Source organism: Cupriavidus sp. 05N40 (assembly GCF_056397305.1).
Genome location: NZ_JBFTND010000473.1, coordinates 1 through 463, shown reverse-complemented (window position 1 = coordinate 463; position 463 = coordinate 1). Strand labels below are relative to the sequence as shown.

At 52.1% G+C, this 463-nt stretch carries 1 protein-coding gene; it reads left to right on the top strand.

The annotated features are described in order from the left end of the window. The coding region (locus AC1DO7_RS41510; protein WP_477117609.1) for an EF-Tu C-terminal domain-related protein at positions 1–459 on the top strand (459 nt) is incomplete at its 5' end. Positions 460–463 lie beyond the last annotated feature (4 nt).

Genomic DNA, 463 nt, shown 5'->3' with positions numbered 1-463 from the left:
GTTGAAATCGTGGGTATCAAAGATACTGTGAAATCAACCTGTACCGGTGTTGAGATGTTCCGTAAGCTGCTGGACCAGGGTCAGGCAGGCGAAAACTGTGGTGTTCTGCTGCGCGGTATCAAGCGTGAAGACATCCAGCGTGGCCAGGTTCTGGCTAAGCCAGGCTCAATCAAGCCGCACACCCAGTTCGAGTCAGAAGTTTACGTTCTGTCTAAAGACGAAGGTGGCCGCCATACTCCGTTCTTCAAAGGCTATCGTCCACAGTTCTACTTCCGTACAACTGACGTAACCGGTTCAGTAGAGCTGCCAGAAGGCGTTGAGATGGTCATGCCAGGCGACAACATCAAAATGGTTGTTACCCTGATCCACCCAATCGCAATGGACGAAGGTCTGCGCTTCGCAATCCGCGAAGGTGGCCGTACCGTTGGCGCGGGTGTTGTTGCTAAAGTTATCGCATAATTAC